Origin of the sequence: Blautia ammoniilytica (genome assembly GCF_025566965.1) — a bacterium.
GTDB lineage: Bacteria > Bacillota > Clostridia > Lachnospirales > Lachnospiraceae > Blautia_A > Blautia_A ammoniilytica.
Window position 1 is genome coordinate 131598 of record NZ_JAOQJL010000004.1, and the last position, 25949, is coordinate 157546.

General features: G+C 43.4%; 26 protein-coding genes. 24 read left to right on the forward strand and 2 right to left on the reverse strand.

The genetic code is table 11. The features are described 5' to 3' along the window. The first annotated feature begins 77 nt into the window (after nucleotides 1-77). From OCV61_RS03295 to OCV61_RS03305, 3 genes are all read left to right on the forward strand, one after another. Nucleotides 78-2999 carry a COG1470 family protein gene (locus OCV61_RS03295; protein WP_158420660.1) on the forward strand — a complete coding sequence of 974 codons (2922 nt, stop codon included), beginning with the start codon at nucleotides 78-80 and terminating at the stop codon, nucleotides 2997-2999. Nucleotides 3000-3191: 192 nt separating this feature from the next. Then, complete coding sequence (htpG, locus tag OCV61_RS03300) at nucleotides 3192-5261, forward strand: molecular chaperone HtpG (RefSeq protein WP_158420661.1); 2070 nt, start codon at nucleotides 3192-3194, stop codon at nucleotides 5259-5261. Between the two features lie 313 nt (nucleotides 5262-5574). Next, complete coding sequence (locus tag OCV61_RS03305; RefSeq protein WP_158420662.1) at nucleotides 5575-5898, forward strand: sporulation initiation factor Spo0A C-terminal domain-containing protein; 324 nt, start codon at nucleotides 5575-5577, stop codon at nucleotides 5896-5898. Between the two features lie 77 nt (nucleotides 5899-5975). Here OCV61_RS03305 and OCV61_RS03310 read toward each other — a convergent pair whose 3' ends face one another. Further along, nucleotides 5976-6479, reverse strand: coding sequence for a DUF5721 family protein (locus tag OCV61_RS03310; protein ID WP_158420663.1), 504 nt, complete (start codon nucleotides 6477-6479; stop codon nucleotides 5976-5978). A 168-nt stretch (nucleotides 6480-6647) separates the two neighbouring features. On the opposite strand from OCV61_RS03310, the gene OCV61_RS03315 reads away from it, so the two are divergent. Further along, the gene (locus OCV61_RS03315) at nucleotides 6648-7487 is read left to right on the forward strand and encodes a DegV family protein (protein WP_158420664.1); all 840 of its coding nucleotides are present in this window, start codon (nucleotides 6648-6650) and stop codon (nucleotides 7485-7487) included. An 84-nt stretch (nucleotides 7488-7571) separates the two neighbouring features. Next, complete coding sequence (locus OCV61_RS03320; RefSeq protein ID WP_158420665.1) at nucleotides 7572-7832, forward strand: hypothetical protein; 261 nt, start codon at nucleotides 7572-7574, stop codon at nucleotides 7830-7832. Between the two features lie 296 nt (nucleotides 7833-8128). Here OCV61_RS03320 and OCV61_RS03325 read toward each other — a convergent pair whose 3' ends face one another. After that, nucleotides 8129-8329: a cold-shock protein gene (locus OCV61_RS03325; protein WP_008705499.1), complete on the reverse strand. Its 201-nt coding sequence runs from the start codon at nucleotides 8327-8329 to the stop codon at nucleotides 8129-8131. A 288-nt stretch (nucleotides 8330-8617) separates the two neighbouring features. Between OCV61_RS03325 and OCV61_RS03330 the strand changes: the two genes are divergently transcribed. The 19 genes from OCV61_RS03330 to OCV61_RS03420 all read left to right on the forward strand — a co-directional run bounded on the left by OCV61_RS03330 (nucleotide 8618) and on the right by OCV61_RS03420 (nucleotide 25918). Continuing rightward, the gene (locus OCV61_RS03330) at nucleotides 8618-9913 is read left to right on the forward strand and encodes a dihydroorotase (protein ID WP_158420666.1); all 1296 of its coding nucleotides are present in this window, start codon (nucleotides 8618-8620) and stop codon (nucleotides 9911-9913) included. Continuing rightward, complete coding sequence (pyrF, locus tag OCV61_RS03335; RefSeq protein WP_158420667.1) at nucleotides 9906-10835, forward strand: orotidine-5'-phosphate decarboxylase; 930 nt, start codon at nucleotides 9906-9908, stop codon at nucleotides 10833-10835. Before OCV61_RS03330 ends, pyrF begins: the two co-directional genes overlap by 8 nt. A gap of 10 nt (nucleotides 10836-10845) precedes the next feature. Beyond that, the gene (locus tag OCV61_RS03340) at nucleotides 10846-11628 is read left to right on the forward strand and encodes a dihydroorotate dehydrogenase electron transfer subunit (protein WP_158420668.1); all 783 of its coding nucleotides are present in this window, start codon (nucleotides 10846-10848) and stop codon (nucleotides 11626-11628) included. Next, the gene (locus OCV61_RS03345; RefSeq protein WP_158420669.1) at nucleotides 11625-12530 is read left to right on the forward strand and encodes a dihydroorotate dehydrogenase; all 906 of its coding nucleotides are present in this window, start codon (nucleotides 11625-11627) and stop codon (nucleotides 12528-12530) included. The genes OCV61_RS03340 and OCV61_RS03345 overlap by 4 nt, the downstream gene beginning before the upstream one ends. A 20-nt stretch (nucleotides 12531-12550) precedes the next feature. Beyond that, complete coding sequence (pyrE, locus tag OCV61_RS03350; RefSeq protein ID WP_158420670.1) at nucleotides 12551-13225, forward strand: orotate phosphoribosyltransferase; 675 nt, start codon at nucleotides 12551-12553, stop codon at nucleotides 13223-13225. Between the two features lie 15 nt (nucleotides 13226-13240). Continuing rightward, nucleotides 13241-13393, forward strand: coding sequence for a hypothetical protein (locus tag OCV61_RS03355; protein ID WP_262582651.1), 153 nt, complete (start codon nucleotides 13241-13243; stop codon nucleotides 13391-13393). Nucleotides 13394-13431: 38 nt separating this feature from the next. Next, a complete protein-coding gene (locus tag OCV61_RS03360; RefSeq protein WP_262582652.1) occupies nucleotides 13432-13905 on the forward strand; it encodes a VanZ family protein in 474 nt (157 codons plus the stop codon). Beyond that, the gene (locus OCV61_RS03365; protein ID WP_158420672.1) at nucleotides 13889-14203 is read left to right on the forward strand and encodes a hypothetical protein; all 315 of its coding nucleotides are present in this window, start codon (nucleotides 13889-13891) and stop codon (nucleotides 14201-14203) included. Before OCV61_RS03360 ends, OCV61_RS03365 begins: the two co-directional genes overlap by 17 nt. Beyond that, entirely contained in the window at nucleotides 14203-14808 is a 606-nt protein-coding gene (locus OCV61_RS03370; RefSeq protein ID WP_158420673.1) for an HD domain-containing protein, read from the forward strand. Before OCV61_RS03365 ends, OCV61_RS03370 begins: the two co-directional genes overlap by 1 nt. Before the next feature lie 15 nt (nucleotides 14809-14823). Continuing rightward, nucleotides 14824-16842 carry an aminopeptidase gene (locus tag OCV61_RS03375; protein WP_158420696.1) on the forward strand — a complete coding sequence of 673 codons (2019 nt, stop codon included), beginning with the start codon at nucleotides 14824-14826 and terminating at the stop codon, nucleotides 16840-16842. 86 nt (nucleotides 16843-16928) lie between these two features. Further along, nucleotides 16929-17429 carry a 5-(carboxyamino)imidazole ribonucleotide mutase gene (gene purE, locus OCV61_RS03380; protein ID WP_158420674.1) on the forward strand — a complete coding sequence of 167 codons (501 nt, stop codon included), beginning with the start codon at nucleotides 16929-16931 and terminating at the stop codon, nucleotides 17427-17429. Nucleotides 17430-17447: 18 nt separating this feature from the next. After that, nucleotides 17448-18473 (forward strand): phosphoribosylformylglycinamidine cyclo-ligase, encoded by a 1026-nt coding sequence (gene purM, locus OCV61_RS03385; protein WP_158420675.1) that lies wholly within the window; start codon nucleotides 17448-17450, stop codon nucleotides 18471-18473. Next, nucleotides 18467-19093 (forward strand): phosphoribosylglycinamide formyltransferase, encoded by a 627-nt coding sequence (purN, locus tag OCV61_RS03390; protein WP_158420676.1) that lies wholly within the window; start codon nucleotides 18467-18469, stop codon nucleotides 19091-19093. The genes purM and purN overlap by 7 nt, the downstream gene beginning before the upstream one ends. Nucleotides 19094-19141: 48 nt before the next feature. Continuing rightward, entirely contained in the window at nucleotides 19142-20416 is a 1275-nt protein-coding gene (purD, locus tag OCV61_RS03395; RefSeq protein WP_158420677.1) for a phosphoribosylamine--glycine ligase, read from the forward strand. Nucleotides 20417-20430: 14 nt separating this feature from the next. Further along, nucleotides 20431-21624 (forward strand): FprA family A-type flavoprotein, encoded by a 1194-nt coding sequence (locus OCV61_RS03400; RefSeq protein ID WP_158420678.1) that lies wholly within the window; start codon nucleotides 20431-20433, stop codon nucleotides 21622-21624. Between the two features lie 34 nt (nucleotides 21625-21658). Further along, nucleotides 21659-22423 carry an SseB family protein gene (locus OCV61_RS03405; RefSeq protein WP_158420679.1) on the forward strand — a complete coding sequence of 255 codons (765 nt, stop codon included), beginning with the start codon at nucleotides 21659-21661 and terminating at the stop codon, nucleotides 22421-22423. A 115-nt stretch (nucleotides 22424-22538) separates the two neighbouring features. Continuing rightward, nucleotides 22539-22907 (forward strand): GntR family transcriptional regulator, encoded by a 369-nt coding sequence (locus OCV61_RS03410; RefSeq protein ID WP_158420680.1) that lies wholly within the window; start codon nucleotides 22539-22541, stop codon nucleotides 22905-22907. 16 nt (nucleotides 22908-22923) lie between these two features. Next, nucleotides 22924-25386: an ATP-dependent Clp protease ATP-binding subunit gene (locus OCV61_RS03415; RefSeq protein ID WP_158420681.1), complete on the forward strand. Its 2463-nt coding sequence runs from the start codon at nucleotides 22924-22926 to the stop codon at nucleotides 25384-25386. A gap of 118 nt (nucleotides 25387-25504) precedes the next feature. Further along, complete coding sequence (locus OCV61_RS03420) at nucleotides 25505-25918, forward strand: endosialidase (RefSeq protein ID WP_158420682.1); 414 nt, start codon at nucleotides 25505-25507, stop codon at nucleotides 25916-25918. Nucleotides 25919-25949: the final 31 nt, after the last annotated feature.

Here is a 25949-nt window from a genome sequence, read left to right on the forward strand (position 1 = left end):
AAATAAAACAGCAGATATATCCGGATCAGAATTAGTGATATGATTTGCCGGACATAAAATGTAAAGGAGGATGGCATATGAAACCCAAAAAGATTTTATCTGTTCTAATGGCAATGCTTATGGCTCTTTCGTTACTTCCGTCACTTGTATTTGCATCGGAAGCACAGGCTGTGAAGCTTGATGGAAAGCTGAAGATCAAAGGAACAGCTTCTGTGGGAAGTGTGCTCAGAGCAGAGTATAAAAAGGTAATTCCTGAAGGGATTACAGACGAGGATGTTACATTCCAGTGGTCAAGAAAGACTGGAGATGAACTGACTGAGGTGGGTAAAGAGAAAACGTACACCCTGGTACAGGAAGATATGGGCAACAGGATCCAGCTTAAGATTACAGGAAATGAAGAACTTGGTTTTACAGGTGAATTAAAGGCACTTAGTGTGGAGGTTGTGGCAGAGGGTGAGACTCCTGCTCCGGATGAGGATAATGAAGATGACCTTACACAGCAGGATGTACAGATTCCGGAGGCTGCAGGCGAGGGTGCTTCAGACGCAGACGTAGATGTTCAGGGTGATACCCAGGATACAGACATTCCGGAGGCTGGGGATGATACCCAGGATACAAACATTCCGGAGGCTGGGGATGATACCCAGGATGCAAACATCCCGGAGGCTGGAGGAGATACCCAGGATACAAACATTCCAGAGGCTTCTGATGACGGCACTACGGGAGCTGCCCAGGATATTCCGGCAGATACAGACAACAGTGCGATCCAGATCAATAATGAAGAGACTCTTAATATTCCGGAGACTACAGATGCAGATGCTCCGGAACTGACATACAGTGCAGAAGTATCTATGGATAACAGCACTGGTGTACTTGATTTTGGCAGTGCAGAGGCAGGATATACACAGCTTCCTGGTGAGCAGTATGTGACTATTACTAACACAGGCACAGGCGATTTGAATTTCACCAGTGTTTCACCAGAGCACTTTATGGTACAGGATATTACAGAGCCTCTGAAAGCAGGGGAATCTGTAAATGTATGGGTTCAGCCAAGAGAGGGTATACCGGCTGGTATTTATAAGGACACGATCACCTATACTACCGAGGAAGGGGCACAGGCTTCCTTTGAAGCAGATTTTACAGTGAATGAAGCAGCTCAGGTAACAGATGGAAATGGTGAGGATACAAATGCACCGCAGGATCAGCAGAAAACTGATCCGGCACCTTCTGTGACACCAGACGTGGCTGCAGGAACAGCCCTTACATTTGATCCTGTTACAGCAGGATATACAGAACTTCCAGCAGGGAAGACTGTAAGCTTCAGCAATCAGGCAGGCACAGCAGAGGCACAGCTTAAGGCAGTGCTTGACGCAGGTGCACAGGCAGCTTTTACAGCAGCATTTTCAGCAGATACCTTAGCAGCAGGCGCAACGGAATCTTCAGTATTGACGGTTCAGCCAGTAGCTGGTCTTACAGCAGGTACTTATTCCGGTAATGTGACTGTACAGGTTAATGGAGTGGATTTTGCTACCTATCCTGTATCCCTTACAGTGAATGCACCGGCAGCAGCGAGTCTGGCAGCAGATCCGGCAAGCGGAAGTACTCTTGCATTTGATTCTGTAAAAGAAGGATATGCAGCAGCACCAGATGCAAAGTCTGTTACAGTAAGCAATTCAGGAAATGCAGCAGCGAATCTGACAGCTGTTCTTGATGAGGCAGGACAGAATGCATTTACTGCAGCTCTTTCACAGGCTTCTATAGCAGGTGGGGAGTCTGCTATTCTGGCAGTTCAGCCGAAGATGGGACTGAAAGCCGGTACTTATACAGGACAGGTATCTGTATTGAATGATGGAAATATTGTATTCACATATACATTTTCTTTGACTGTGGCACCGGCAGATGTATTTGGATTATCTGTAAATCCCAGCATAGTTGATTTTGGTACTGTGAAAGCCGGTTATACAGAAGCACCACAGGCTGGCACAGTTACTGTAAAGAATGAAGGTAATACAACCATCAATCTGAAGCAGCCAATCGGCGGTGATTTTGAGGTGGGCGCTCTTTCTGCAGTGACACTTGCACCAGGTGAGAGTGCAACCTTTACTGTAAGACCTAAGACAGGTCTTGCAGAAGGACTGTTTGATCAGGATATTGTAGTAGCAAGCGATAATTCCCAGACAAGTGTAAAGGCAATCCTTACAGTTGCAAAAGCAGAGGTTAAATTGACAGGGATCACCAAACCTTCTCAAATTACAGGGCTTGCCAATGGTACGAAGAAATCCGCAACGGCTCTGAAGCTTCCTGAGACTGTTGTCATCAGTACTACAAATGGAAAGATGAAAGCATCCGTTAAATGGGATGTAAATGGCAGCTCTTATGATCCAGACAGCACAGATGCACAGACATTTACCGTAAAGGGAACAGTGACATTACCTAGTGGTGTGACCAATCCTGATCAGATCAGCACTATTGTTTCTGCAAAAGTAAGTGTGAATGGACGTTCTGCAGTGGTTGCAGACCCATCCGGAAATACTATTGCAGGGATTGATCCTAACGCAGCTTATACTACAGCGACCAAGATCACCGTCACAGCAAATGGTGCAGGTATGAATAATACCGATCCTGGAACCGGAGATACCAGATATATTCCGGCAAGCTGGAAGGTTCTTGAAGAAAGAAAGTGGGAGCAGGCTCCTTATTCAGCTACATTCAGAATGGCTAAGGCAGGCAGCTATACTATGACAGTTGTATTCAATCAGCAGAAATACGATGGAAGTAACTGGGTAAATACAGGTGCACAGGATGCTAAGCAGGTCAACTTCAATGTTTCACAGGCAGATGGCCAGGATCTTACCCCGGTAGCGAACCGTACAGATGCTAACCAGAAAAATGCAGTACGTACCGGTGATAACACACCGATCATGACATTTGTGATTATTCTGGTGGTTGCAGTGATCTGCATCATTGGTGTAGTTGTTTACAGAAAAAAGAAAAAATGATTTCATAATATAGTGATGTTGTCAGCAGGCTTTTTAGGGAAGCTTATTATTCCCTAAAAAGCCTGCTGTTTTATGAAATAAAGCCAACTGTTAGCACTCAACTTACATGAGTGCTAAATTTTTCTTGACTTTTGAAAAGAAGAGTATTAGTATATATTGCATAAGAGTAAAAATCAAAGGAGAGTGATCTACATGGCTGAAAAGCATGGTAGTTTATCAATTAACAGTGACAATATTTTTCCAATTATAAAGAAATGGTTATATTCTGATCATGATATTTTTGTCAGGGAACTGGTTTCCAATGGTTGCGATGCAGTGACGAAGCTGAAGAAACTGGATGTAATGGGCGAGTATACATTGCCGGATGATTACAAGCCGGAGATCCATATTATTGTAGATCCGGAAAAGAAGACCCTGAAGTTTATTGATAATGGTCTTGGTATGACTGCAGATGAAGTAGAAGAGTATATTACACAGATAGCCTTTTCAGGCGCTACTCAGTTCCTGGAGCAGTATAAGGATAAGACTACAGATGATCAGATTATCGGTCATTTTGGACTGGGATTTTATTCTGCATTTATGGTTGCAGATGAGGTTCATATTGATACTCTTTCTTATAAAGAGGGCGCCACGGCTGTACATTGGACATGTGATGGCGGTACAGAGTATGATATGCAGGATGGGGATAAGACAACAGTTGGTACAGAGATCACACTGTTCCTGAATGAAGAGAGCGTAGAATTTGCCAATGAATATCGTATGCGTGAAGTACTTCAGAAATATTGTTCCTTCATGCCGGTAAATATTTATCTTGCTAAGGAAAATCAGGAGCAGGAGTACGAAACCATTGATGAGTCAGAGCTTCGTGAGGATGATGTAGTTGTTGAGCATATTCATGAAGATGCTAAGACTGAAGAGAAAGAAAATGATAAAGGAGAGAAAGAGGTTGTCGAAGTTTCTCCTGCAAAGAATAAGGTAAAGATTAACAAACGTCCAGTATCCTTAAGCAATCCCCATCCACTGTGGATGAAGCATCCAAATGAATGCACAGAGGAAGAATACAAAGAGTTTTATAGGACTGTATTTATGGACTACAAGGAGCCATTGTTCTGGATCCACCTGAATATGGATTATCCCTTTAACTTAAAAGGTATCCTGTATTTCCCGAAGATCAATACAGAGTATGATTCTATCGAAGGAACCATCAAGCTTTATAATAATCAGGTATTTATAGCTGATAATATTAAAGAAGTGATTCCAGAGTTCCTGCTTTTACTGAAAGGTGTGATCGATTGTCCGGATCTGCCTCTGAATGTATCCAGATCAGCACTTCAGAATGATGGATTTGTACAGAAAATTTCTGAATATATTACCAAAAAGGTTGCAGACAAATTGACCGGTATGTGTAAGACCGACAGAGAATCCTATGAGAAATACTGGGATGATATCAGTCCATTTATTAAATTTGGCTGCATTAAGGATAATAAATTTGCAGATAAAATGCATGATTACATTCTGTTCAAGAATATTGACGGAAAATATCTTACATTGAAGGACTGCATTGAAGAAAATAAAAAAGATCAGAGTGTAGAAGAGAAGGTTGAAGACACAAAAGAAGCAGAAGAGAAGAAAGAAGAATCCTCTGATGATAAGAAAGAGCCGGAAAAGACAACCATATTCTATGTGACAGATGAGATCCAGCAGAGCCAGTATATCAATATGTTCCGTGAAGCAGGCAAAGATGCTGTGATCATGAAACATAATATTGATGCTCCGTTTATTACTCATCTGGAGCAGAAAGATGAGCATGTACAGTTTAAGAGAATTGATGCAGACCTTTCTGAAGAAATGAAAGAAGATGCTGCCATTGACGAAGATACAGTAAAGAAGCTGACAGATATCTTCCGTACAAGCCTTAAGAAAGATAAATTGGAAGTAAAGGTTGAAAAGCTGAAAAATGCGGGTGTTGCAGCAATGGTTACTTTGTCTGAGGAAAGCCGCCGTATGCAGGATATGATGAAAATGTATAATATGTATGGCATGGATCCGTCCATGTTTGGCGGTCAGGAAACCCTAATCCTGAATGCAAACCATCCGCTGGTACAGTATGTGGCAGAGCATACAGATGGGGAGAATACATCCATGATCTGTGAACAACTGTATGATCTGGCAATGATGAGCCATAAACAGCTTTCACCAGAAGAAATGACAAAATTTGTTAAGAGAAGCAATGATATTCTGCTGAAACTGGCAGAAGCTTAATAAAGCCGGAAGAAGGTCGCTGTCTGGTACAAGATATATTATATCTGTACCAGAGACAGCGATTTTTTTTTATCTCAGTCGAGAAGACTCCCGCTTCTTTCAGGTGGTGAGTAACAGCAAGCTCGACTTGAAAAAAATCATAAAAAATATATATATTTTTCTGAAGTTGTTGTGTATAATATTAATGGGTTATTGTTGTAATTCAGATGATTCTTTCAGATAGAATCCAGAAAAGTGTAAGAAAAGCCGTATTGTATCACTGTGTGAACCAAGATAAGAAGTAAAGGAAACATTGTTTTACAGGAGGAGAGTTATGAGAAAGGTTTACGGCTTGATTAGAACACTTGGAGCTACTTCAAAGTATAAAGGTTATTATTTTGTTGCAGAAGCAGTGAAATTGTCAATGGGATTCGCAGAAAAGCCTGTACGGATCACGAAAGATGTATATCCCTGTCTGGCACGGAAATTTAAGTCCACACCTGTAAATGTGGAGCATGATATACGTACCGTTATTAATATATGTTGGGAGAACAACCGTGAAAAGATACAGGAAATTGCAGGTTACACTTTAGAGTATAAACCTACAAACAGTGAGTTTGTCGATATGTTGGCATATTATCTGAAAGAGCAGATCTGACAAAGCACATGTGAAAGATGACAAAGGATGAAGAAGAGCTGAAACAGGAGTCGGAATGGCGAAACTGACTCCGGAGATTACATCTCTTCAAATATGATTTGATGCTGGGAAAAAAAGTCCAGTACCATACCGTCCCATAACTGTTCCAGACGTTTGTCTGGAATAAATGTGTTGAAAGCTGTCCCTGTTGTACATAGCAGGATTTTGTTTTTGAACTGAAGATTCAGATAAAGTCCACTGATGGCAGAAGGGGCAGCAGAAAGGCTGGCCTGAGCCGCAAGAGCCTGTGTCTGAGTTTTAGACAGCTGAAGAACGATCTTGAAAGAAAGAGGCGTGCGTTTGCCACGGATCACGGACCAGCAGAAAGGTCTCGTTTCTTTCCAAAGGGAGTAGGTGCGCCCACTTTTCTGGAGTGTCTGAAGCTGGTCACTGTCCAGAAAATCTGTATGCAGTTTCCCATCAATAGAAAATGTATTATAAGTTGTAATCTCAGCCTGGTTCAACCAGAATGAATCAAATACTTCTCTTATAAATAGTTTGTTCGTAAAATCTCGAAGATCTGTTATTTTTAAAGCAATCATTGAAAATCCTCTGTTTCATAATATGTAAGATACCTATTCCCACATCATTATAAACGAAAATAAAAAAAAAGGATAGAGTTTTCTAAAAAGACTTTTCAAATACAATATGATATGCTAATATAGATGTGGTATTCAATACTACATATTATGGAAAAGAGGACGATATAATTGAGCTATAAGATTGTGATAGATAGTTGCGGAGAACTTTTAGATGAATGGAAGCAGGATACCAGATTTGAATCTGTCCCTCTTACTTTGACTGTTGGAAATGAGAATATCATAGATGATAGTACTTTTGACCAGGCGGATTTTCTGAAAAAGGTGGCTGATTGTCCGGAATGTCCAAAGTCAGCCTGCCCATCACCGGAACGATACAGGAAGGCTTTCGACTGTGATGCGGATCATGTGTATTGCGTTACTTTATCAGCTGAGCTGAGCGGATCCTATAACAGTGCAATGCTGGGAAGAAGTCTGGTGGAAGAAAAACATCCAGGCAAGAAGATTCATATATTTAATTCTTGTTCTGCATCGGTTGGAGAAACCCTGATCGCATTAAAGATCCAGGAATGTGAAGAAAAGGGGATGGACTATAAGCAAACGATCGATACGGTAGAACATTATATTTCACAGCAGAATACTTTTTTTGTACTTGAGAATCTTGAAACTCTTCGTAAGAACGGGCGTCTTAGCAGGGTGAAGGCATTGGTTGCATCAGCACTGAAGATCAAACCTGTGATGGGTGCTACTCAGGAAGGTACCATATGTCAGCTTGACCAGGCAAGAGGTATGAATAAGGCTCTTGTGAAGATGGTAGAACACATTCAGGAAGTAACCACAGACAGTGTAAATCGAACATTGGCTATTTCTCATTGCAACTGTGCACAGCGTGCCCAGATGCTGAAGGAGGCTCTTGAGGAAAAAATGAACCTTAAGAAGATCCTGGTTCTGGATACTGCGGGAGTCAGCAGTATGTATGCCAATGATGGCGGGATTATTGTTGTTGTATAAGGTTTGAGGCTTTTCTTTTCTTTAAGAATGTGCTATAATATGCAGAAATAATATTTTGCAGTGAGCATATAAAGGAGATAGATTATGAGCCAGAAAAAAGTGGATGCTTACAAAGCTGAAAAAGCGAACCGTGAAAAAATCATGAAAAAAGAAAAAAGGGTTCTTCGCCTTGAGAAGCTGATTGCCCTTGCGTTTTGTATAGTTGCAGTTGTATGGATCGGATTTTCTGTATACAGCAAGGTAAATGAAGGCAAAGAAGAAGTAGTGGTAAATACTGAGATGGATACTTCCGCTCTGGATGATTACCTTTCCGGGATCGCTACTGACGCTGCTGATGCAGAATGATAATTGCCTGCTGATCGGATAGCAGCAATACCAGCAGAGCTTTGATACAGGCTGTAATGCGAATAAAGTTTTAATTGTGAAAGTACTGAACAATTACGAAATTATAAAGGATAGTGGATATGACAGAGATTTCTGCCGATTCCACTATCCTTTTTGGCTTTTATGCAATATATTTTTTGTATCCCGGACAACAAAAAGTCTCCGGAAATCCGGAGACTTTTGCTGCTATCAGAAAATATTAAAATTCTCTTTCTGCTGTTGGTCAGTACTCAATAGTATACAGGGTACAAAATTAATTATAATTTTGTAACGTTAGCAGCCTGCATTCCACGAGCTCCCTCGGTAAGATCATAAGTTACAGCCTGACCCTCTTCAAGAGATTTGAAGCCTTCACCGTTGATTGCGGAAAAATGTACAAATACATCAGCACCGTCTTCACCTGTGATGAATCCGTAACCTTTTTCAGCGTTGAACCATTTTACAGTTCCCTTGTTCATCTTGTTACCTCCATAAAAATAAAAAGTTAAAAGCAGTTCTGGCGAAAAAAATCACCAGATTTTACAGACTATATCATGTAATCATATAATCTCTAAAAACTAGTGATGATTTTACATTAATAATCCCTGACATGGTTTGATTATATATCCGGTTTTTCTAAATGTCAAGGATTAATAAGAAAAAGGGCTTTATTAAATGGTATTTTTCGTGTATTATGTAACTTAGAGTATTTTGGAATAACTCTGTGAATGGAATGAAAACAGGCAACTCAGAAGGGAGAGATCTGAATGGGTGTTTTGATCCGTGGCGGTCGTGTGATCGACGCAGCGACAAATACCGATAAAGTGATGGATTTATACCTGGACGATGGTGTGATCCAGGAGATTGGCGAGAACTTGCAAAAAGCTGATGCAGGGGATCGGGTCATTGATGCGGATGGGCTGGTAGTAATGCCAGGCATAGTTGATCTTCATGTACATTTCCGGGATCCAGGCCAGGAGTATAAAGAAACGATTGAGACAGGATCCAGGGCTGCAGCCAGAGGCGGAGTGACTACTGTGGTGACAATGCCCAATACCACACCGGTGATCGATGAGCCGGATCGAGTAAGGTATGTACAAAATAAAGCTGCACAGCTTTCACAGATCCATGTGCTGCAGGCTGGAGCCATGACCAGAGGAGAACAGGGCAAAGAGCTTTCTGATATTAAAGGAATGGCAGATGCAGGAGTACCGGCTCTTTCCGAAGATGGTAAATCTGTAATGGATGCAAAGCTTTGCAAAGAAGCCATGACAATAGCAGCAAGATGTGACCTGCCGGTGCTGGATCACTGTGAAGATATTGACCTGCGTGGGAACGGGTGTATGAATGATGACGAGAATGCAAGAAGACTTCGGCTTCCAGGCATTAGCAATGCAGTAGAAGATGTGATCGCTGCAAGGGATATTATCTTGGCATGCGAGACAGGAGCCAGGCTGCATCTCTGCCACTGTTCCACCAAGGGGACAGCTTTTATGATGAAGGCACTGTCAGAGGCTGGGATCACCAATGTAACCGCAGAGGTGTGCCCTCATCATCTGATCCTGACATCTGATGATATTCCATCTGATGATTCTAATTATAAGATGAATCCACCCCTTCGCAAGAAGGAGGATGTGGAGGCTTTACGTGAAGGATTGAAGGAAGGATATATCCAGGCCATCAGTACAGATCATGCACCTCACAGCCAGGAGGATAAGAATGGATCTATGAGAAGTGCGGCATTTGGCATTGTAGGTTTGGAGACAAGTCTGCCACTGATTTATACACATCTTGTGGAAACAGGAGTGCTTACATTGGGCCAGCTTGTGGAAAAGATGTGCCTGAATCCGGCAAAAATCCTTGGTTTGGACTGTGGCACGATCCAGAAAGGACATCCTGCGGATGTGATCCTTGTGGATATAGAGCATCCTTATAAGATAGACAAGAATAAATTTGCTTCAAAAGGCAGGAATACACCTTTTGATGGATGGGAAGTAAAGGGCAGGGTTCTTTACACCCTGTGTGATGGAAAGATTATTTACCAGGAGGAAGATCATGATTGACAAGCTGATTACCAAAATCAAGAAAACAGGAGCACCAATTGTAGTAGGACTGGATCCTATGCTGAATTATATTCCGGAGCAGATCAAAAAAGATGCTTACCAGGAATTCGGAGAGACTTTGGAAGGGGCTGCAGAGGCAATCTGGCAGTATAATAAAGGAATCGTAGATGAGGTTTATGATCTGATCCCTGCAGTGAAGCCACAGATCGCTATGTATGAGCAGTTTGGTATTCCAGGACTTGTAGCATACAAAAGAACCATTGATTATTGCAAATCTAAAGGGCTTGTGGTGATTGGCGATATTAAAAGAGGAGATATCGGATCCACATCTACTGCCTATGCAGTAGGACATCTGGGCAAAGTACAGGTTGGAAGAAAGTCCTATGCAGGTTTTGATGAAGATTTTGCTACTGTAAATCCATATCTTGGAACAGATGGTGTAAAGCCTTTTGTGGATGTATGCAAGGAAGAGAAAAAAGGTATTTTTGTTCTTGTGAAAACATCCAATCCTTCCAGCGGAGAATTTCAGGACCGTCTCATTGATAAGCGCCCCTTGTACGAGTGGGTTGGCGAAAAGGTGGATCAGTGGGGCAAGGATGCTGTTGGTAAAGAGGGGTACAGCTATGTTGGAGCTGTCGTAGGAGCAACCTATCCGGAGATGGGCAAGGTTCTTAGGAAGCTGATGCCGAAAACCTTTATCCTGGTACCTGGATATGGTGCACAAGGCGGTAAAGGCAAGGATCTGGTTCACTTCTTTAACAAAGACGGACTTGGCGCTATTGTGAACTCTTCCAGAGGAATCATTGCTGCTTACAAGCAGGAGAAATATGCATCTTTTGGTGAAGAGGGATATGCACAAGCTTCCCGTCAGGCTGTGAAGGATATGATCCTGGATATTAGTACAGCACTTGAGGGAAGATAGGGGAAAGCATATGAGTAAAAAGACAAAAGAAATCTGTACAGTAGTCGACCAGGAATGCATAGGAACAGATATATACAGCTTGTGGATCCAGACAGAAGAGATTGCTTCGGAAGCAGTACCAGGGCAGTTTGTATCCCTGTATTGTAAAGATCAGAGTAAGCTTCTGCCAAGACCAATCAGTCTGTGTCAGATCGACAGGGAAAAGGGCAGGCTAAGACTTGTTTACAGAGTAACAGGACAAGGTACTGGTACAGAAGAGTTTTCCAGATTACAGCCAGGAGATACCATTCCTGTACTTGGGCCTCTTGGCAATGGTTTTCCCCTTGGGGAAGCAAAAGGGAAAAAAGTTCTGCTTATGGGCGGTGGTATCGGGATCCCACCTATGCTTCAGACTGCAAAAGAGACAGAGGCAGATGTGACAGCTGTACTGGGATACAGGGATCAGCTGTTTCTTGATAAAGAGTTTCAAGATTATGGAAAGGTTTACGTGGCTACAGAGGATGGCTCTGCCGGTACCAAAGGAAATGTTCTGGATACTGTCAGAGAAGAGCAGCTTGCAGCAGATGTGATCTTTGCTTGTGGACCAAAGCCTATGCTTCGAGCTATTAAAGCGTACGCGCTGGAGCATCAGATTCCCTGCTGGATTTCCATGGAAGAACGTATGGCCTGTGGTGTAGGAGCATGTCTTGGCTGTGTATGCCAGTCTACAGAAGTGGATGACCATTCCCATGTGCATAATAAGCGGGTATGCAAAGATGGACCTGTATTTCTCAGTACGGAGGTAGAATTATGATCAATACAAAAGTGACTCTGGCTGGGGTGGAACTTAAAAATCCTGTAATGACTGCCTCCGGAACATTCGGATCCGGCAGTGAATACAGTGAGTTTGTGGATCTGAACAAGCTTGGGGCAGTGGTGACCAAGGGAGTGGCAAATGTGCCCTGGCCAGGGAATCCGGTGCCGAGGGTAACAGAGACTTGTGGCGGCATGCTGAATGCCATAGGCCTTCAGAATCCAGGAATCGATGTTTTCTGTGAGCGGGATATCCCATTCCTTAAGAATTATGATACAAAGATTATTGTAAATGTATGTGGCAGGTCTGTGGAAGATTACTGCCAAGTAGTGGAACGGCTGGCCAGTGAGCCGGTGGATATGTTGGAAATCAATGTTTCCTGCCCCAATGTGAAGGAAGGCGGCATTGCTTTCGGGCAGGATCCAAAGGCTTTGGAAGCTATTACAAAAGAAGTGAAGAAATATGCTGCCCAGCCTGTGATCATGAAGCTGAGTCCTAACGTAACAGATATTACGGTAATGGCAAAAGCAGCAGAAGCAGGGGGCGCAGATGTAATATCCCTGATCAATACACTGACAGGCATGAAGATCGATATTAACCGGCGTACATTTGCCCTGGCTAATAAGACCGGCGGTATGTCTGGCCCTGCAGTAAAGCCTGTGGCTGTACGTATGGTATATCAGGCAGCCCATGCAGTAAAGATCCCAGTGATCGGTATGGGAGGGATCGCCACAGCAGAGGATGCCATTGAGTTTCTGATGGCAGGTGCAACTGCCGTATCGGTAGGTACTGCTAATTTCTTTAACCCTTATGCTACGATCCAGATCGCAGAAGGGATACAGGCATTTATGGAAAAACAGAAGATCCAGGATCTTGGTGAGATCATTGGATGTGTAGAATAATATGGAGGAATCAGATTGCTATGGAAAGATATAAACAGGAATTTATTGAATTTATGATTGATTGCAATGTGCTGAAATTCGGAGATTTTGTTACAAAATCAGGAAGAAAGACCCCTTTCTTTGTAAATACCGGATTTTATAGAACAGGTGCACAGCTTCGCAAGCTGGGAGAGTATTATGCAAAAGCCATCAATAACAAGTTCGGACTGGATTTTGATGTACTGTTCGGGCCTGCTTATAAGGGAATTCCCCTTACAGTAGCAGCTACTATGGCTATTAGCGAAGAATACGGGAAGGATATCCGTTATTGTTCAAACCGTAAAGAGGTAAAGGATCATGGAGATAAAGGAATCCTTCTTGGCAGTCCGATCCAGGATGGGGACAAGGTGGTGATCATTGAGGATGTTACTACTGCAGGCACATCTATCCAGGAAACACTTCCTATTATCAAGGCACAGGGCGATGTAAATCCCATCGGTCTGGTTGTATCTGTAGACCGCATGGAACGTGGTCAGGGAACAAAAAGTGCTTTAAAGGAGATCCAGGAGAAATATGGACTTGAAACAACTGCCATTGTTACTATGGCAGAGGTGGTAGAGCATCTGTACAATAAAGAATATAAAGGAAAAGTGATCATTGATGATACATTGAAAGCTTCCATTGACGCATATTATCAGCAGTATGGCGCAGAATAAAAGGAGGTTTTGACCATGAATGAAAAAATATATAAGACTATGTCTGCTACAGGGGTTTCCAGTCTGATTCTTGGTATTATTGCTGCAATAGCGGGGGTTGTTACCGGAGTTCTGATGATCATTAATGGCGCAAGGCTTCTGAAAAGAAAATCAGAAATCCTGCTGTAATACAAATTTCAGGCAGGACTTTTAGGCAGGGGATAATATTGAAAAATGAAACAAAGCGTATGATCAGACAAGGCGGGGTCATTCTATTTGGAATATATGTGATCCTGCTGATATACTTCCTGTTCTTTTCTGAGTCTTACGGCAGAGTTGCAGACGCAGAACGGATATACCGGTATAATCTTATACCGTTTGTGGAAATTCGCAGATTCTGGGTTTATCGCAGGCAGCTGGGTACTTTTGCATTGTTTACCAATATATTTGGAAATGTGATCGGTTTTATCCCTTATGGATTTATCCTTCCTGTGATCACAAACCGTATGAGAAGCGGTTTTCTTATTATTTTTTCGGGATTTTCCATAAGTCTGACAGTGGAACTGATCCAGCTGGTGACAAAAGTGGGCTGCTTTGATGTGGATGATCTTATTCTGAACACACTTGGATCAGCGGTAGGCTATGGGTGCTTCCTGATCTGCAATCATATCAGGAGAAAATACTATGGCAAGAAGATATAGATATTCATTTACAAAGAAAAAGGAAGCTGGAAAAGGGAAGGTCTCTGTTACTATGGCAGTGATCTCCCTGATCCTGTTTTGTGGGGCAGTGACTGCAGCTTTTCTTCTGGAAGGTCAGTATGGATTTGTAACTGGCGGAGTATGTTTATTTGCAGCACTTTTGTCTATTTATGGATTTATCATGGGACTACTCAGCTTTTCAGAGGCTGGCAAAGGCCATAAGACAAGCATTATCGGATCCATCACAAACGGGATTATTATGATTCTCTGGCTTGGAATTTATCTGACAGGAGTATAATGATCAGTATGGATGACAGATTAAAAGAACAGATAGATTTTATTCTTGAGATTGATAAAATGAAGGAGATCCTGCGGCAGAATTATCTGGCAGACGGATCAGCAAGAGAGAATGACGCCGATCATTCCTGGCATTTGGCTATGATGGCGCTTATCCTCAGTGAATACTCCAATGAAAAAGTGGATGTGACACGAGTGGTGCCTATGGTTCTGACCCATGATCTGGTAGAGATCGATGCAGGAGATACTTATGCATATGATGAGGCTGGGGCTCTTACCAAGGAAAAAAGAGAAAAAGCAGCAGCTGACCGGATCTTCGGTATTCTTCCTAAGGAACAGGGCACATGGATGCGAGGGCTGTGGGATGAATTTGAAGCCTGCAATACACCGGAATCCAAATTTGCCCATGTGCTGGATAACAGTCTGCCTTTATTTTTAAATCATGCAGCCGGTGGGATCAGCTGGAAGGAACATAAAGTAAAAAGAAGCCAGATCTATAAAAGAAACCGTATTACAGGAGATGGATCAGCAAAGATCTGGGAATATATGCAGGAACTGATCCAGGAGAATATTAATAAAGGAAATATCATAGACGATAGGAGTTAAAAGTTGGACGAGTGGATGATAGAAAGATATGAGTTGGCCAAAATGAGAGTTTCCCAGATACCGGGAGAACAGGCTGTGGCACAGCCATATCTGGATTTTTTTCAGAAGGCAGCAGATTTTCTTATAAAGACCATACAGATCATGGATGATAAAGGAGATGGCCTTTCTTTTGAAGCATTAAAAGAAAGAAACCGGATGCTATATCAGGATATTTCAGGTGATAATTACAATGTAAGCTATGGAAACCCGTCCTATGCAAAGAAAATGCTGGGAGAATATGGCAGGGATTTCACTTTTCTTTATGGAGAATTAAGAGGAGCTATTGTTTATGCCCATGAGAAGGATCTTTGGGAGATGACAGTGGCTTTGGAATTATTCCTGGAAGTATATTCCGCTTTTGACCAGGAAGAAATACCGGAAGAAAAAGTGGTTCGAAGGATTTTGTATTCCTATGTAAATGATTACTGCCAGGATATGATGGAGCACCATGTACGCAGTTCCCTGGATCCGGAAATGGATTTTGCAGTAAAGATCATCATGGAAGCAGACCTTTCAGATTTGTCTTATCTTTACAGATTCGGAGAATATATTTCCGAAAACGAGCTGGGCAGTGCCAGATTTTTGAATACCCTTCCTCAGGAAGAGATCGATGCAATGGCAAGAACTTATACAGAAGGATACAGGATCGGTTTTATTAATGGAAGAAAAGATATTACCAAAAAGAAAACCGTAAATATCCGGTACAATCTTGGATTTGAAAGAATGGTACGTTCTGCAATTTTACAGTTCCGCAAGATGGGGTTGGAGCCTGTGATCTATCGTCACACGCCTCATGTTGCCTGTAAAAGAGGCAGCAGCCGGATCGGATATACCGGCGGGGTCATTAATCCTCAGTATGATTATGATCACAGACAGGATTATGCACTGTTTCTTGATGGGGAGTACCTTCAGAAAAGGCTGCGGGCACTCCAGAATGCATATGAACAGTATAAGGATCTGGCAGCAGTGCACGGAGGTCCAGCAGTGATCGAGACCTTTGGAGAAGCACCTTTTTCACCGGAAAGCAAGCCGGAAGCATGGAGTCTTAGTGAGGCACAGCATAAGCTGGATCTGGAATTGACCAATGAGTCCGGGCAGATCGTAAACCGCTATATCCACGGAGACGAACGCAGCTTTACGATCATTGCCTATCCGGTACCAGAGATCGGTACTGATTATCCTGACATTTTCAGAGAGATTGTAAAGATCAATACTCTTGACTATCAGGCTTACCAGAAGGTGCAGCAGAAGATCATAGACACTCTGGATACCTGTGAGTGGGTGGAGATTAAGGGGAAGGGAGACAATGAGACAGATCTCCTGATCCATCTTCATAAACTTACAGATCCAAAAACACAGACCAACTTTGAAAATTGTGTGGCTGATGTGAATATTCCTGTAGGTGAAGTGTTTACTTCTCCTGTGCTTGCAGGAACCGGTGGGATCCTTCATGTGACTAAGGTTTATCTGAATGGACTGCAGTTCCGTGACCTGAAGCTGGTCTTTGATTGTGGCCAGGTGATCGATTATACCTGCAGTAATTTTGAGAATGAAGAAGACAACAGAAAATATATAGAGGACAACATCCTGTTTCATCATCCCAAGCTTGCTATGGGTGAGTTTGCTATTGGTACTAATACCACTGCTTACGTAGCTGCCAGAAAATACGGGATTGAGGACAAGCTTCCTATTCTGATCGCAGAGAAAATGGGACCTCATTTTGCAGTGGGGGATACCTGTTATAGCTGGGCAGAGGATACACCGGTGTATAATCCGGATGGAAAAGAGATTATAGCAAGGGATAATGAAATTTCAGAAATGCGTAAAGATGATGTATCACTGGCATATTATGGCTGTCACACAGATATTACCATCCCTTATGAGGAACTGGGCAGTATCCGGGTGATCCAGGATGATGGTGATATGGTTTCTATCATTGAAGACGGCCGTTTTGTTCTGGAAGGAACAGAAATGCTGAATGAGCCATTTCATTGACAAATACAAAGAATCCCTTTTCCTGGTTGACAGAAAAAGGGATTCTTAGTAGAATTTACGGTTAGAAAGGCTGAGAGGAGAAGATCATGTCAAAAGTAGGAATTGTAATGGGTAGTGATTCAGATATGTCTGTCATGAAAAAGGCAGCTGATATTCTGGAAAAACTGGGAATTGATTATGAGATGAGAATCATTTCCGCACACAGGGAACCGGATGTGTTTTTTGATTATGCAAAATCCGCAGAGGAAAAAGGATTTAAGGTCATTATTGCAGGAGCAGGAATGGCAGCCCATCTTCCGGGAATGTGTGCTGCCATATTCCCTATGCCGGTCATTGGTATTCCGATGCATACCACATCTCTTGGAGGCAGGGATTCCCTGTACTCTATCGTACAGATGCCTTCCGGCATTCCGGTAGCAACCGTTGCTATTAACGGCGGCGCAAATGCGGGCCTTCTGGCTGCGAAGATCCTTGCTACATCAGATCCACAGCTTTTAGATAAGCTGAAAGCATACAGTCAGGAGTTAAAGAGCCAGGTAGAAGCAAAGGACGCAAGACTTCAGGAAGTAGGATGTAAAGAATATTAATCTGGGAGGAAGAGAAAAATGGATTACAAGAACGCAGGAGTAGATATTGAGGCAGGGTACAAGTCTGTAGAGCTGATGAAACAGCATATTGCAAAGACAATGCGCCCGGAAGTGCTTGGAGGAATCGGCGGTTTTTCAGGTGCCTTTTCCATGAACGCTTTCAAGGATATGGAGGAGCCTACTCTGGTATCCGGTACAGACGGCGTAGGTACCAAGTTAAAACTGGCATTTATCATGGATCAGCATGATACCGTTGGCATTGACTGTGTTGCCATGTGTGTAAATGATATTGCCTGTGCAGGCGGGGAGCCACTGTTCTTCCTGGATTATATTGCCTGTGGCAAGAACTATCCGGAAAAGATCGCACAGATCGTGAAAGGTGTTGCAGATGGCTGTCAGCAGTCAAATGCTGCTCTTATCGGCGGTGAGACAGCAGAAATGCCTGGATTTTATCCTGTAGATGAATATGACCTTGCAGGTTTTGCTGTAGGTGTTGTAGATAAAAAAGATCTGATCACAGGAGAAGCATTAAATGCAGGAGATGTACTGATCGGTATGGCATCCTCAGGCGTTCACAGCAATGGTTTTTCTCTTGTGCGTAAAGTATTTGACATGACAAAAGAATCTCTGGATACCTATTATGATGAGCTTGGCACCACTCTTGGAAAGGCTTTGATCGCTCCTACCAAGATCTATGTAAAAGCATTAAAGAGTATTAAGAATGCTGGCGTTCGTGTACATGCATGCAGCCACATCACAGGCGGCGGTTTTTATGAGAATGTTCCCCGTATGCTGAAAGAGGGTACACGTGCAGTGATCAAAAAAGACAGCTATCCTGTACCGCCGATTTTCAGTCTTCTTGCACGTACAGGCGGTATTGAAGAGCAGATGATGTATAATACATATAATATGGGACTTGGCATGGTTGTGGCTGTAGCACCGGAAGATGTGGATAAGACGGTAGCAGCTATCAAAGAAGCGGGAGAACAGCCATATGTAGTAGGCCATATTGAAGCTGGCGAAAAAGGAGTAACATTATGCTGAAGGTAGGCGTTCTGGTATCCGGAGGCGGCACCAACCTTCAGGCGATCCTGGATGCTCAGGATGCAGGGAAGATCACCAATGCCCAGGTGGCACTGGTGGTCAGCAACAATGCAGGGGCATATGCATTGAAGCGTGCCAAGGATCACCAGATCCCTGCGGTATGCATTTCCCCAAAAGATTATGATACAAGAGAGGACTTTCACCAGGCACTTCTTAGAACGCTTCAGGAAGCTAAGATCGATCTTGTGGTTCTGGCAGGATTCCTTGTGGCCATTCCATCTTCTATTGTGGAAGCATTCCCTAACAGAATCATTAACATCCATCCATCTTTGATCCCTTCTTTCTGTGGTGTTGGCTATTACGGCCTTCATGTGCATGAAGAAGCTTTGAAAAGAGGGGTAAAGGTTACCGGCGCTACAGTTCATTTTGTAGATACAGGTACCGATACCGGCCCTATCATCCTGCAGAAAGCAGTGGATATTGAACCGGACGATACACCGAAGACACTTCAGCGAAGAGTTATGGAGCGGGCTGAATGGAAGCTTCTTCCAAAGGCCATCCAGCTGATCGCAAATGGCAGGGTCACAGTGGAGAACGGAATTGTAACCATCAGTGAATAATAAGCAGACAGAAGAAACAGTGTCCCAAAGGGACAACAGGAGGATGCAATGAAGGTATTAATCGTTGGAAGCGGCGGAAGAGAGCATGCCATTGCCAGTAGCGTGGCAAAAAGTCCAAAGGTAGATAAGATTTACTGTGCGCCAGGAAATGCAGGGATCGCAGAACTGGCAGAGTGTGTTTCCATTGGAGCTATGGAGTTTGAAAAACTGGCTGATTTCGCACAGGAGAATCAGATCGGTCTGACTATTGTTGGAATGGATGATCCGCTGGTTGGCGGTATCGTGGATGTTTTTGAAAAAAGAGGACTGGCAGTGTTCGGACCAAGGAAGAATGCTGCAATCCTGGAAGGCTCCAAGGCTTTTTCAAAGGATCTGATGAAGAAATATCATATTCCTACAGCTGCATATGAGAATTTTGATGATCCGAAGAAAGCATTGGATTATTTGAAAACGCAGGCAAAATTCCCTATTGTACTGAAAGCAGACGGACTGGCACTTGGAAAGGGTGTACTGATCTGCCAGGATCTGACAGAAGCTGAGGCCGGTGTGCGTGAGATCATGGAAGATAAGAAATTTGGCAATGCAGGCAATACCATGGTGATCGAAGAGTTTATGACAGGCCGTGAGGTATCTGTTTTGTCCTTTGTAGATGGCAAGACTATTAAGACTATGACTTCTGCACAGGATCACAAGAGAGCCTGTGACGGGGATCAGGGACTGAATACAGGCGGCATGGGCACTTTTTCACCAAGTCCGTTTTACACAGATGAAGTAGATGCATTCTGCAGAAAATATATTTATCAGGCAACTGTAGATGCTATGGCAAAAGAAGGCCGGGAATTTAAAGGCATTATTTTCTTTGGTCTTATGCTTACAGAGGATGGGCCAAAGGTACTGGAATATAATGCCAGATTCGGAGATCCGGAAGCCCAGGTGGTACTGCCCAGAATGAAAAATGATATCATTGAGGTGATGGAAGCCTGCATTAATGGTACTCTTGATCAGGTAGATCTGCAGTTTGAAGACAATGCAGCAGTATGTGTGGTTCTGGCAAGTGAGGGCTATCCTGTAAAATATGAAAAAGGAATTCCAATCCAGGGCTTTGAGAATTTTAAGGACAAAGACGGATACTATTGTTTCCATGCAGGTACAGCCTTTAAAGATGGACAGATCGTAACCAACGGAGGCCGTGTGCTGGGCATTACAGCAAAAGGAAAAGACCTGAAGGAAGCCAGAAAGAATGCTTATGAAGCGACAGAATGGATTCAGTTTGCCAACAAGTATATGCGTCATGACATTGGAAAGGCCATTGACGAGGCATAAAGGAGCGAATGGGGATGTATTGTACTAAGAAAGTTACAGAAGATTTATACTGGGTAGGTGCCAGCGACAGAAGACTGGCCTTGTTTGAAAATATGTATCCGATCCCAAGAGGGGTTTCTTATAATTCTTATGTGCTTCTGGATGAGAAAACTGTACTTCTGGATACAGTGGACAGATCTGTAAGCGGACAGTTCCTGGAGAATCTGGAGCATGTGCTGGCAGGGCGCAGCCTGGACTATCTGATTGTGAATCATATGGAACCAGATCACTGTGCACTGATCGCTGATATTGTACTTCGTTATCCGGAAGTGAAGATCGTAGGAAATACAAAGACCTTTGGTATGATCCGCCAGTTCTTTGATCTTAATGTAGACAGCCGTGCTGTTATGATCAAAGAGGGAGATACCTTAATCACAGGAAAGCATACCTTGTTTTTTGCTATGATCCCTATGGTTCACTGGCCGGAGGCAATGGTTACATATGACGCATACGACAAAGTACTGTTCAGTGCAGATGCATTTGGTACTTTCGGAGCTTTAAATGGTAATATTTTTGCTGATGAGGTAGACTTTGAAAACCAGTGGCTGGAGGATGCAAGACGATATCTGACTAATATTGTGGGAAAATACGGTGCACAGGTGCAGGCTGCATTAAAGAAAGCTCTTACCCTGGATATCCAGATGCTCTGTCCGCTTCATGGCCCGGTCTGGAGAGAAAATCTTGGCTGGTTTATTGACAAATACCAGAAGTGGAGCACATATACACCAGAGGATCATAATGTGCTGGTTCTTTATGGCTCTATCTACGGAAATACAGAGAATGCAGCTGCTGTCCTTGCCGGTAAGCTGGCTGATGCAGGGGAGAAGAATATTGCAATGTATGATGTTTCTGTTACAGATCCTTCTTATCTGCTGTCTGAAGCATTTCGTTGTGACAGGATCATATTTGCATGCCCTACCTACAATGGAGGTATATTCCCTAAGATGGAAACACTTCTTCATGAACTGAAAGCTCACAATTTCCAGAATCGTAAGGTGGCTGTGTTTGATAATGGTACATGGGCTGCCACAGCCGGGAAGCAGATTCGTGAGATGCTGTCCCAGATGAAGAATATGGAGATCATGGAGCCATGTCTCTCTGTGAAGTCTGCATTAAAAGCAGACCAGCTGGAAGAGATGGATAAGATTGTAGAATTTATGGTAAGATAAGCAGTGTGCAAAACACTGCCGGAAAGGATAAGAAATGGGAAACAAAGCAGATGCAGTGAAACAACTGCAGAATAGGGACGTTGTATTTGTAGCTTATTCACAGGCTACAAAGCTTCCATATGTTACCTGTGATGAGGAAAGCTTTAATGACCAGGCATGGGTATTTTCCACAGAAGAAGGCATTAAAGAATTTGGAAAGAAAAAACTGGAAGATAAAATCCTTCTGATGGGAATGAAGTACGAAAAAAAGGATTTCCCCAGATTTTACGGAACATTGTATGCCATAGGTGTTAATACTGTAATCTGGGCAGATGGGGAGGACCGTACAGAGGTAGACCTGACGGATATTGCAAAACAGGCAGATTTAAGCAAGCTGGAGCCTGCCAAAAGGCCTTTGTTTAATTCTACCCTTCAGTTGTCAGGAATTTATTTTATGCAGGAGCTTCGCCGTCCTGTGAAAAAGGAAGAACGGAAGAATATGCGCGAACTGGAAGAAGAGTTGATCGCAAACCTTCTGAAATCTGACTTCCTGATCGCTATGGATAAGGATCCGGAGGATTCTCATAAGGTAAATATCCCATTCCTGAAGAATAAAGAAGGGGATGTGCTTCAGCCTGCATTCTCTGATATTATGGAGTTTGAGAAATTTGCCAAGGGCAAAAAGCTGCGTGCAGCCAGAGTGCCCTTTGCAAAGCTGCCGGATGTGCTGATTCCACAGGCAAAGGCAATGGTAGTAAATCCAATGGGAATTAACCTGATCCTTGATAAGGAACAGCTGAATAAGATCCTGAAACGGTAAAGAAAGCTTACCTGTGAAAAGGGGTGCTGCCAAATGCAGCATCTCTTTTTTAGTCTTTTCAAATGCCGGGATTTGTGCTAGTATAGATATAACAGTAACACAGGAGGCAGAAGCAGTGATCATAGAGATTAATTTTAACAGTGATGAAGCTATATATATGCAGCTGACTAATCAGATCATTATGGGGATTGCTACATCAAGACTGAAGGATGGAGATGCACTTCCATCTGTGCGGCAGCTTGCAGATACCATCGGGATCAATATGCATACAGTGAACAAAGCATATGCATTGCTGCGCCAGGAAGGCTTTGTATCCATTGACAGGAGAAGAGGGGCAGTGATCTGTGTAGATGCAGATAAAGTGAAAGCACTGGAAGAAATGAAAGAAAAGCTTACCGTTGCACTGGCCAGGGGAAGCTGCAAAAATGTAACAAGACAAGAAGTGCATCAGCTGATTGATGAGATTTTTGACGAATATATATAAGTTCAGGAGGACATTTATGGATAACAGATTTACCAGACAGGCAGAAAATGCCCTCGCACTGGCGGAGGATGTGGTTAAGGATCTTAATCACGGATATATAGGGACAGAGCATATCCTGGTAGGGCTTTTGGCAGAGAAGGAAGGTGCTGCAGGGAAAGTTCTGGAGGAATTCCATGTAGAGCCAAAGAAGCTGCTGGATCTGATACAGAAGTTGATTGCACCTCCTGCTGAAAGCAGAAATGTGCAGATTAGGGAAAAGCATTACAGCCCACGTGCAGAAAGAGTGATCCAGGAGGCACTGGATCTGGCAGAGGAGATGCAGGGAGGACCGGCAGGTACTGAGCACCTTCTACTTGCACTGCTCAGGGAGACGGACTGTGTGGCCACCAGACTTCTTTATACCCTTGGGATCAACATCCAGAAGCTGTACAGTGCAGTGCTTACAGCCATGGGATATGAAGGAGATCTTCAAAATGACAATTTGGGATCAGGCAAGGCCGGTTCCATTGGTAATGGATCAGCCACACCTGTCCTTGACAAGTACAGCAGGGATCTGACAGAGCTTGCGGCAGCAGGCAGGCTGGATCCTGTGATTGGACGGGATAAGGAGATCGGCCGTCTGATCCAGATCTTAAGCAGAAGGACTAAGAATAATCCATGTCTGGTAGGTGAACCAGGAGTAGGTAAGACCGCCATTGCAGAGGGGCTTGCACAAAGGATCGTTCTGGGGATGGTGCCGGATACAGTGAAGGACAAACGGGTGGTTGTACTGGATCTTTCCGGCATGGTTGCAGGAAGCAAATACAGAGGTGAGTTTGAAGAAAGAATCCGGGGTGTTGTAGATGAGGTACGGGAGCACCAGGGAATCCTGTTGTTTATTGACGAGCTTCATACCATTATCGGAGCAGGGGGAGCAGAAGGTGCCCTGGACGCATCCAATATCCTAAAGCCTTCTCTTTCAAGAGGAGAGATCCAGATCATCGGAGCAACAACTCTGGAAGAATATAGAAAATATATTGAGAAGGATGCGGCTCTTGAAAGAAGATTCCAGCCAGTGACTGTAGAAGAGCCTACAGAAGAAGAAACTTTTGAGATCTTAAAAGGCCTGAGACCTTATTATGAACGCCACCATAAGGTGAAGATACAGGATGATGCACTTAAGGCAGCAGTTGAAATGTCCATCCGGTATATATCGGATCGTTTTCTGCCGGACAAAGCCATTGATGTGATCGATGAAGCAGCTTCAAAGGTTCAGCTGCAGGGGTTTCAGACTGCTCCTGAGCTGGAAGAAATGCAAAGGCAGATACAGGAATTGATCCAGGAGAAGGAAGATGCAGTAAAGGCCGGCGATCTTGGGAAGGCGGGAGAGATCCAGAAACAGCAGAAGGAGCTGGAAGCTTCTTTTGAAAAACGAAAGGAAAAAGCACAAAAGGCAGCCAGAAGAAAACAACTGTTGGTTGATGAAAAGACGGTGGCGGATATTGTATCCCAGTGGACGAAGATTCCTGTGCAGAAGCTGACAGAAGGGGAAAGCAAACGTCTTGCACGCCTGGAAAAGGAACTCCATAAGAGGGTGATTGGACAGGAGGAAGCTGTGGCGGCAGTATCCCAGGCAGTAAAAAGAGGACGTGTAGGACTGAAAGATCCTAATCGCCCCATTGGTTCTTTTCTGTTCCTTGGGCCTACCGGGGTTGGTAAGACAGAACTGTCCAAAGCACTGGCTGAGGCGGTATTTGGCAGTGAGCAGGCCATGATCCGGGTAGATATGTCTGAATATATGGAGAAGCACAGCGTATCTAAATTGATCGGCTCCCCGCCAGGATATGTAGGATATGAAGAGGGTGGACAGCTTTCCGAAAAGGTTCGGAGGAATCCATACAGTGTGCTCTTGTTTGACGAGATTGAGAAGGCACATCCGGATGTATTCAACATTCTTCTTCAGGTGTTGGATGACGGACATATTACAGATGCCCATGGCAGGCGTGTGGACTTTAAACAGACGATTATTATTATGACTTCCAATGCAGGTGCACAGGCTATTGTTGAACCAAAGCGATTAGGCTTTATCTCAGACGAGGATGGAAAAAAGGATTATGAACGGATGAAAGCCGGAGTTATGGAAGAGGTACGTAAGATCTTTAAACCGGAGTTTCTTAACAGGATCGATGAGATCATGGTATTCCATACTCTGAAGAAGGAAGATATTCAGAAGATCGTTTCCATTCTTCTGAAAAAACTGGAAAAAAGGTGCCAGGAGCAGATGAATATTACCCTTCGGGTAGCTGCTTCTGTAAAAGACTATCTTGCAGAATCAGGATTTGACAGTAAGTATGGGGCAAGACCTCTTCGCCGGGCAATCCAGACAAAGATTGAGGATCCGCTGGCCAATGAGGTGCTGGAAGGCAGGATTCATCAGGGGGATCTGATTTCCGTACAGATGAAAAACAAACAGGTTCATTTTACAGTGAAAAAAGGATAATATTTCACTTAAGAGACTGGTCAAAAAAGAGGATTTATTATATAATCAGAGCATCGCCGGAGAAGTATTTTTATCACCGGCTGGATCAACAAAAGAGTCTTAGGGAGGACATAAAGTCATGGCAGTAGTAAAAGAACTGATCCGCACAGAGGACAATGGCACTATCAGTTTTGGAGATTATGAACTGAGCCAGAAGTCAAAATTATCAGATTATCAGCATCAGGGCGACATGTATAAAGTAAAGACATTTAAAGAGATCACAAAGCTTGAGAGAAATGGCATGTTTGTTTATGAGTCAGTACCAGGCACAGCAGTGTTTGACCTGAAGCAGGATGGCAGTATCATGAGTTTTACTGTAGAAGGTGCAGAAGACGCACAGATCACAGTAGAGATGGAAGCTGAGACCAGATATGAGGTTTTTATTAATGATGCCAGTACAGGTGTTGTTGAGACCAATCTTGGCGGCAAGCTTTCTTTCAGCGTAGAGCTTGGTAATGCAACAAAAGTAGCTGTAAAGATTGTAAAGAGATAATCAGAGACAGGTTCAGATCAGATAAGCGGAT

Coding starts and splice junctions, on each gene's coding strand:
- OCV61_RS03405 (WP_158420679.1), top strand. CDS start 21,659: ATGGGAAACAAAGCAGATGCAGTGAAACAACTGCAGAATAGGGACGTT.
- OCV61_RS03310 (WP_158420663.1), bottom strand. CDS start 6,479: ATGATTGCTTTAAAAATAACAGATCTTCGAGATTTTACGAACAAACTA.
- htpG (WP_158420661.1), top strand. CDS start 3,192: ATGGCTGAAAAGCATGGTAGTTTATCAATTAACAGTGACAATATTTTT.
- OCV61_RS03370 (WP_158420673.1), top strand. CDS start 14,203: ATGATCAGTATGGATGACAGATTAAAAGAACAGATAGATTTTATTCTT.
- OCV61_RS03320 (WP_158420665.1), top strand. CDS start 7,572: ATGAGCCAGAAAAAAGTGGATGCTTACAAAGCTGAAAAAGCGAACCGT.
- OCV61_RS03365 (WP_158420672.1), top strand. CDS start 13,889: ATGGCAAGAAGATATAGATATTCATTTACAAAGAAAAAGGAAGCTGGA.
- pyrF (WP_158420667.1), top strand. CDS start 9,906: ATGATTGACAAGCTGATTACCAAAATCAAGAAAACAGGAGCACCAATT.
- OCV61_RS03340 (WP_158420668.1), top strand. CDS start 10,846: ATGAGTAAAAAGACAAAAGAAATCTGTACAGTAGTCGACCAGGAATGC.
- OCV61_RS03415 (WP_158420681.1), top strand. CDS start 22,924: ATGGATAACAGATTTACCAGACAGGCAGAAAATGCCCTCGCACTGGCG.
- OCV61_RS03400 (WP_158420678.1), top strand. CDS start 20,431: ATGTATTGTACTAAGAAAGTTACAGAAGATTTATACTGGGTAGGTGCC.
- OCV61_RS03305 (WP_158420662.1), top strand. CDS start 5,575: ATGAGAAAGGTTTACGGCTTGATTAGAACACTTGGAGCTACTTCAAAG.
- OCV61_RS03420 (WP_158420682.1), top strand. CDS start 25,505: ATGGCAGTAGTAAAAGAACTGATCCGCACAGAGGACAATGGCACTATC.
- OCV61_RS03295 (WP_158420660.1), top strand. CDS start 78: ATGAAACCCAAAAAGATTTTATCTGTTCTAATGGCAATGCTTATGGCT.
- OCV61_RS03325 (WP_008705499.1), bottom strand. CDS start 8,329: ATGAACAAGGGAACTGTAAAATGGTTCAACGCTGAAAAAGGTTACGGA.
- purN (WP_158420676.1), top strand. CDS start 18,467: ATGCTGAAGGTAGGCGTTCTGGTATCCGGAGGCGGCACCAACCTTCAG.
- purE (WP_158420674.1), top strand. CDS start 16,929: ATGTCAAAAGTAGGAATTGTAATGGGTAGTGATTCAGATATGTCTGTC.
- OCV61_RS03330 (WP_158420666.1), top strand. CDS start 8,618: ATGGGTGTTTTGATCCGTGGCGGTCGTGTGATCGACGCAGCGACAAAT.
- purM (WP_158420675.1), top strand. CDS start 17,448: ATGGATTACAAGAACGCAGGAGTAGATATTGAGGCAGGGTACAAGTCT.
- OCV61_RS03375 (WP_158420696.1), top strand. CDS start 14,824: ATGATAGAAAGATATGAGTTGGCCAAAATGAGAGTTTCCCAGATACCG.
- OCV61_RS03355 (WP_262582651.1), top strand. CDS start 13,241: ATGAATGAAAAAATATATAAGACTATGTCTGCTACAGGGGTTTCCAGT.
- OCV61_RS03345 (WP_158420669.1), top strand. CDS start 11,625: ATGATCAATACAAAAGTGACTCTGGCTGGGGTGGAACTTAAAAATCCT.
- pyrE (WP_158420670.1), top strand. CDS start 12,551: ATGGAAAGATATAAACAGGAATTTATTGAATTTATGATTGATTGCAAT.
- purD (WP_158420677.1), top strand. CDS start 19,142: ATGAAGGTATTAATCGTTGGAAGCGGCGGAAGAGAGCATGCCATTGCC.